Source organism: Aquabacterium sp. (assembly GCF_014378415.1).
Lineage (GTDB): Bacteria > Pseudomonadota > Gammaproteobacteria > Burkholderiales > Burkholderiaceae_C > Aquabacterium.
Window position 1 is genome coordinate 1 of sequence record NZ_JACMNS010000162.1, and the last position, 6807, is coordinate 6807.

Below are 6807 nucleotides of genomic sequence, written 5' to 3' on the forward strand. Positions count from 1 at the left end.
CGCAGGTTGCCCGCAACTTCCTACAATGCAGGGGTAAGGCGCCGCCAACATGGCCAGCGCCCTTGAAAGGCACCCCTGCACATGACCACCCCCGAAGCAAAACGCGCCGAGCTGAAAAAGGCCGCGCTTGAGTACCACGAGTTCCCCACCCCCGGCAAGATCGCCATCACCGCGACCAAGCAACTGACCAACCAGCGCGACCTGGCCTTGGCCTACTCTCCCGGCGTGGCCGCCGCCTGCGAGGAAATCGTCGACAACCCGGCCAACGCCTTCCGCTACACCAGCCGGGGCAACCTGGTGGCCGTCATCACCAATGGCACCGCCGTGCTGGGCCTGGGCAACATCGGCCCGCTGGCCGCCAAGCCGGTCATGGAGGGCAAGGCCGTCCTGTTCAAGAAGTTCGCCGACATCGACGTGTTCGACATCGAGATCAACGAGAACGACCCCGAAAAGCTCGTCCAGATCATCGCCTCGCTCGAGCCCACCTTTGGCGGCATCAACCTCGAAGACATCAAGGCCCCCGATTGCTTCTACGTCGAGCGCAAGCTGCGCGAGCGCATGAAGATCCCCGTCTTCCACGACGACCAGCACGGCACCGCCATCGTCGTGGGCGCCGCCCTGCTCAATGGCCTGAAGGTGGTCGGCAAGGACATCAAGCAGGTCAAACTGGTAGTGTCGGGGGCTGGCGCGGCCGCACTGGCCTGCCTGGGCCTGCTGGTCAAGTTGGGCCTGCCGCGTGAAAACATCTGGGTCACCGACCTGGCCGGCCTGGTCTACGAAGGCCGTGTTGAGCTGATGGACCCCGACAAGGCCTTTTTTGCGCAAGAAACAAAGCTGCGCACCCTGGGCCAGGTCATCGACGGCGCCGACATCTTCCTGGGCCTGAGCGCCGGGGGCGTGCTCAAGGCCGACATGGTCGCGCGCATGGGTCCCAAGCCCATCATCTTCGCGCTGGCCAACCCCAACCCCGAGATCCTGCCGGAAGACGTCAAGGCCGTGCGCGACGACGCCATCATGGCCACCGGGCGGTCTGACTACCCCAACCAGGTCAACAACGTCCTGTGCTTCCCCTACATCTTCCGGGGCGCGCTGGATTCGGGCGCCACCACCATCACCGATGAGATGGAGATCGCCGCCGTCCACGCCATCGCCGAGCTGGCCCAGGCCGAGCAAAGCGACGTGGTGGCGGCCGCGTATGTCGGCGCCACGCTGAGCTTTGGCCCCGAGTACCTGATCCCCAAGCCCTTCGATCCGCGCCTGATGATCAAGATCGCTCCAGCCGTGGCGCTGGCGGCGGCCGCTTCCGGCGTGGCCTCTCGCCCGGTCAAGGATTTCGTCGCGTATGGCGAAAAGCTGCAAAGCTTCGTCTACGCCTCGGGCCAGACCATGAAGCCCATCTTCAGCGTGGCCAAGCGCGCCAACAACAAGCGCATCGCCTTTGCCGAGGGTGAAAACGAACGCGTGCTGCGCGCCGCCCAGATCGTGGTCGACGAAGGCCTGGCCTGCCCCACACTGATCGGCCGCCCAGCCGTCATCGAGCAGCGCATCGAGCGCTTCGGCCTGCGGCTGAAAGTCGGCACCGACTACCAGGTGGTCAGCGTGGAGCACGACCACCGCCACCGCGACTACTGGCAAACGTACCACCGCCTGACCGAGCGCAAAGGCGTGACCGAGCAGATGGCCAAGATCGAGATGCGCCGCCGCCTGACCCTGATCGGCGCCATGCTGCTCTACAAGGGCGAGGTCGACGGCCTGATCTGCGGCACCTGGGGCAACACGCCCCTGCACCTGCACTACATCGACCAGGTCATCGGCAAGCGCCCCGGCGTCAAGACCTACGCGGCCATGACCGGGCTGCTGCTGCCCGGCCGCCAGGTCAACATTCTGGACACCCACGTCAACTACGACCCCACGGCCGAGCAATTGGCCGAAATCACCATCATGGCGGCCGAAGAAATGATGCGGATGGGCCAGCGCCCCAAGGCCGCGCTGCTGTCGCACTCCAATTTTGGCTCCAGCAACCACCCTTCGGCGCTGAAGATGCGCGAGGCGCTGGGCCTGATCCAGGAGCGCGCGCCCTGGCTGGAGATCGACGGCGAGATGCACGGCGACGCGGCCCTGAACGCCGCCTACCGCGCCGAGTTGATGCCCCGCAGCACCCTGACTGGCGAGGCCAACCTGCTGGTCTGCCCGAACATCGACGCAGCCAACATCGCCTACAACCTGCTCAAGGAAGCGGCCGGCAACGGCATCGCCCTGGGGCCGGTTTTGCTGGGCGCGGCCAAGCCGGTGACCATCCTGACGCCCTCGGCCACGGTGCGCCGAATCGTCAACATGACGGCCATGACGGTCGCCGAAGCCAACGCCGTGAGGTAGGTGCGCAAACGGGCGTTTGTCAAAAAAACGTCGTATACCACGAACTGTCAACCCCTCACGCAAAGGCCCCTGTCCACCGGTTTTCCGGGGCTGGGGCCTTGAGCTTTTGGCCCGTTTTCAGTAGCATCACTGCTTTTAGAGACCTGAGCTGGCGTGAAGAAGTTATTGCCCGAGTCATGGATTGCCGCTGCGACGTCATTGCTGATGTCGGCCAGCCTCTTGACCGGTGCGGCACTGCTGGATGTTGGCGTGCCTTCAGCCTGGGCTCGGTCCAGGCCCGCGGGTTCGGCGATTGGCTTGTCGCAATTGCCGACTCAGGCTCAGGACGTCCACCGGCGCATTTTGGCGGGTGGCCCTTTCAGATACGACAAGGACGGCATCGTCTTTGGCAATAGGGAGCGTGCCTTGCCTCGACAACCGCGTGGGTTCTATCACGAGTACACGGTGCCCACACCAGGATCGCGTACCCGAGGAGCCCGTCGCATTGTTTGCGGAGGTGAAGTAGTGCAAATCCCTGAAACTTGTTTTTACACCGAGGATCATTACAGCAGCTTCAAACCCATTGATCCCCGGCACTGAGCCTCACCCGCTCCAGCTGCTTCGCTCTTTTGTCCTTTTTCTTTGACCTCCAAATTTGGCCCACGAGGGCAGTGAGCATCTCAATGCACTCTCGGCCCCAAGCGATCATGTTGTTGCAATCCGTTCGACCCAACATCGTGCAATCCATCCGCGCCTTTCGCCCGGAAGACTTGCAACATGCGGCCCTGGATGCCGGGCAGCACTTTCTGTACACCAACCTGAGCGAAGCCCAGTCCAAGCAAGATGTGCTGGACATCATCGCCAAGGATTTCCTGTTCCCCGACCACTTCGGTAAGAACATGGACGCGCTCTATGACTGCATGACCGACCTGGTTCACAAGTCGGGGCCGCAGCCAGGCTTCGTGGTGGTGCTCGAACTCATCCCCGATGGCGTCAAGTTCGACCGCGAAACCCGCGAATTGCTGCTCGACTCCTTCCGCGATGCCGCCGACTTCTGGAGCGAGCGCAAGATCGCCTTCCGCGTGTTCTATTCCATCGCCGTCTCGGGCAAAGAGTCTGTCGGCAACTGGGACCGCGCTGAAGTCGCTCAGAACGATGCGCCCCCCGTGGTCGTCAAGCCGACCAAGGTCTCCAAGAACGCGCCTCAGCCCATGACCATGAACCTGCCGCCCATGAGCAGCGCGTTCGACACGGCCATGTTGCTGGTGGCCTGACCCGGCAGCGCCGGGGGCGGCCGCACCAGGCTCAACGGCCAGCGCGCGAGCGCCAGTCGTTGCGCTGTTCGCCCCCTGCGTGCTTGCCACACAGGTAATCGGGGGCGATGCTGCTCAAGGGCGTGGGCGTCACGCCCAGCGCCTGCAGCCCAGGCCACCGCCCGGTGGCCACATTGGGCACCTTCATCGAATCCAGGTTGTCCTGAGACATCAAAGGCTCGCCTGGCAGGATCGACATCGCCAGGGCCTGCAAGCGCCCCGCCCACAGCGGTATGGGCACAATGGGCCGGGCATGGCCGCTGAACCAACCCGCCAGCGCCACCAGCTCTTTCAAGGTGTAGACCTGCGGCCCGGTGCATTCATAGGTCTGCCCCACGGTGGCAGGGTCGTCCAGGCAACGCGTCAAGGCGCGGGCCACATCGCCCACCCACACCGGCTGGAAACGGGCACCGCTCCCCGCCAGCGGCATGACCGGAAAAACGGCTTGCAAGCTGGCAAACAGGTTCAAGAATTGATCATGCTCCCCGAAGATCACGCTGGGGCGCAGCACGGTCAGGTCCAGGCCCGCCGCGCGCAAGGCCAACTCGCCCGCCGCCTTGGTGCGCAAATAGTTGGACGGCGCCGCGGCCGGGTCGTCGGGCACCCCCAGGGCGCTGACATGCACCACGCGCCGCACACCGGCCCGAACACAGGCCGCGGCCAGGCGCTGAGGCAGCCCCACATGGGCATGCTCGAACTCGTCCTTGCTGCCATGCAGGATGGCGATCAGGTTGACCACGCCGTCGCAGCCCGCCAATAGCCGCGTCAAGGCGTTCTCGTCATGCACCGAGGCCTCGACCACCTCAACGGTGGGCAGGGTCAGCAGGTGCTGCGCGTGGGCGCGCCGCCGGGTAGGCACGGTGATGCGCACACCGCCCGCGCCATGCTCATCCACCAGTTGTTCACACAAGGCACGGCCCACAAAACCAGAGCCTCCCAACACCAACCATCGTTTCATCTGTGGCCTCAAGGCAAATCTTGCTGTGGCGGGGGCTCATTCCTTGGACGAGGTCCAATGGTGCCACCCAACCTGGTTTTAATCGACAACGGACGTCCTTGCAAGACATGACCGTACAACACGGCATTGGCCAGCACTTTTTTCACGTAGTCGCGCGTTTCGTTGAAGGGGATGTTCTCGGCCCAGGCCGCGGTTTCAAGGCGGGGCCCTTCACGCCAGCGGCGCGGCCGCCCCGGCCCGGCGTTGTAGGCCGCCGCCGCCATGGCCTGCGACCCATCCAGATCATCCTGGATCAGCTTGAGGTAGCCGGCGCCGAGCTTGAGGTTGGTCAGCCGCTCGGTGATCAGGTCAGGCGTGTAGTCGATGCCCAGCTTGCGAGCCGTCCAGGCGGCCGTGGCGGGCATGACCTGCATCAAGCCGGCCGCCCCCACGTGGGAGCGGGCCGCCACGATGAAGCGCGACTCCTGGCGGATCAGGCCATACATGTAGGCCGGGTCCAGGCCGACGTTCTGGGCGGCGGCCAGCACGTCACGCCGAAAGGGCGTGGGAAAGCGCTGGAACAGGTCCACCTCCAGGCGTGTGCGCTCACTGGTGTTGATGCAGCGGTCCCAGATCTCCAGCTCGCAGGCCGCGTCGGCGACGGCCAGCAACTCTCGGTCGGTCAGCCCCCCCGTTTTGCTGTAAGACAAGGTGTAGTTCCACTCGCGCGTTGCCTCAGAGCGCCAACCCAGGGCGAACAGGCGCAAGGCCCGGTCAATGCCCGGGATGGCCTTCGCGTCGGCCTTTTCGGCCTCGTTCACGGCCGCGGGCCGGGAGGGCGCCTTGGCCGGAGCGCCATTCAGGTCTTCGGCGGCCAGCAGGCCGTAAAAACCCACAGTGCCACTGATGCGGGCCATCAGCTCACGCCCTTGCTGGCGGGCATCGGCCGCCTGGGCCGCACCGGGCACGGGCACCGCCGGGTTGGCCGGCCGGGCCATCAAGGCGCGCGCCTTCCAGTACACCCAGGCGGGATCCTGCTGTTGATCGATCGGCATGGCATCCACCGCTCGCTCCACCAGGGACCAGTGTTGCGGCTGGCCCGCCGTGGCCGCCCGCAGCGCCGTGCGGGCCATCCAGGCCAGGGTGTCGTTCGACCAGGTGCGGGCCACATCGGCGGGAGACAAACCACCGCCTACCGTCATGGCACGTTCATACAGCGCGGGCGCCTCGGGCTGCAGGCGCCAGGCACTTTGCCGCCCCACCTGGGCCCAGGCCCAGGCCGCCTCTTCGGCCGTCAGGTGCCAGCGTTCACGGGCTTCGGGGTCGTCCAGGGCCGCCGCCACGGCCGGCGCGTCCATCGCGGCCCAACGGACCAGGGCCAAGAGGTTCAAAGGGCCCTGGATCTCTTTGGGCAAACCGGCCACGGCCGGTGCCACCTGCGGCAAATCACTGGGCCGCACGATCTTGTTCCGGCCCGCTGGGCGACGGGCCTTGCCCTTGGTGCCGGACTCCAGGTGAGCCCCTGCCTCGCGCTGGGCGCTGGTGCCACCCTTGGCCCCACCAGATGCTGGCCGGGGAAACAAATGATCCTTGGGCTGGCCCAACAAACGGCCTACAGCCTGGGCCACGGTGTCGCCCAGCAGTTGGGCGGTCTGCTGGGTCACCTTGGGCTTGTCGGTCTCCAGGGACAAGCGGAGCTTGCGCCAGACATCCGCAGTGGTGAGCACACCCGCCGGAACCAGCGTCTGGGCCATCGTGATGCAAGCGGTGTCCGGATCCTTTTGGGCCCACCAGGCTTGCCGAGCCTGCTCGCGCAGGTCACCCGGGCCTTCCGGCACCGAATTGGTCTGCTGGCGGGCCAGCACGCCGTAGCACACCACTTCTTTGTCATCGTTCATGCGGAAACTGGGCTGGGTGCGCAGAAACGTCGCCCAGTCGCGCCGCTGGCCCAGAACCAGCAACCAGTCGTTGCGCAAGCGGTCGGCCACGTAGGCCTGGGGCCAGCGCGCCAGGAAATCGTCCACCTCGGACACCGAGGCCTGCACCAGGCGGTTCTGCACGGACCAGAAATCGGCCCAGGGCGCCAGGGGGTGACGCGCCGCGATCAGCGCGTCGCGGGCCACCGCCAGCCTTCCGGCGTCCCGCACCCGCAGGGCTTCCCGGGCCTCGACCACGTTCAGGTCGTCAATGGCGGCGTGGGCA

General features: G+C 65.7%; 4 protein-coding genes and 1 pseudogene. 3 read left to right on the forward strand and 2 right to left on the reverse strand.

The window, feature by feature from the left end; translation table 11 throughout:
- Positions 1-81 precede the first annotated feature (81 nt).
- The 3 genes and pseudogenes from H7225_RS14580 to H7225_RS14590 all read left to right on the forward strand — a co-directional run.
- A complete protein-coding gene (locus tag H7225_RS14580) occupies positions 82-2376 on the forward strand; it encodes an NADP-dependent malic enzyme (RefSeq protein WP_290663067.1) in 2295 nt (764 codons plus the stop codon).
- A gap of 204 nt (positions 2377-2580) precedes the next feature.
- The gene (locus H7225_RS14585; protein ID WP_290663071.1) at positions 2581-2955 is read left to right on the forward strand and encodes a ribonuclease domain-containing protein; all 375 of its coding nucleotides are present in this window, start codon (positions 2581-2583) and stop codon (positions 2953-2955) included.
- A 107-nt stretch (positions 2956-3062) separates the two neighbouring features.
- Positions 3063-3449 (forward strand): annotated as a pseudogene (locus tag H7225_RS14590) (barstar family protein); the annotation flags it as partial.
- 211 nt (positions 3450-3660) lie between these two features.
- On the opposite strand, the gene H7225_RS14595 reads toward H7225_RS14590, so the two are convergent.
- Both H7225_RS14595 and H7225_RS14600 read right to left on the reverse strand, forming a co-directional pair.
- Positions 3661-4626, reverse strand: a complete 966-nt coding sequence (locus H7225_RS14595; RefSeq protein WP_290663069.1) for a complex I NDUFA9 subunit family protein — start codon at positions 4624-4626, stop codon at positions 3661-3663.
- Positions 4627-4634: 8 nt separating this feature from the next.
- Positions 4635-6807, reverse strand: a 2173-nt coding sequence (locus tag H7225_RS14600) for a transglycosylase SLT domain-containing protein (protein ID WP_366481594.1), incomplete at its 5' end; no start/stop codon positions are given.

Excerpts from the sequence above, each read along its gene's own strand:
- H7225_RS14580 (WP_290663067.1), top strand. The coding sequence starts at position 82 with ATGACCACCCCCGAAGCAAAACGCGCCGAGCTGAAAAAGGCCGCGCTT.
- H7225_RS14585 (WP_290663071.1), top strand. The coding sequence starts at position 2,581 with ATGTCGGCCAGCCTCTTGACCGGTGCGGCACTGCTGGATGTTGGCGTG.
- H7225_RS14595 (WP_290663069.1), bottom strand. The coding sequence starts at position 4,626 with ATGAAACGATGGTTGGTGTTGGGAGGCTCTGGTTTTGTGGGCCGTGCC.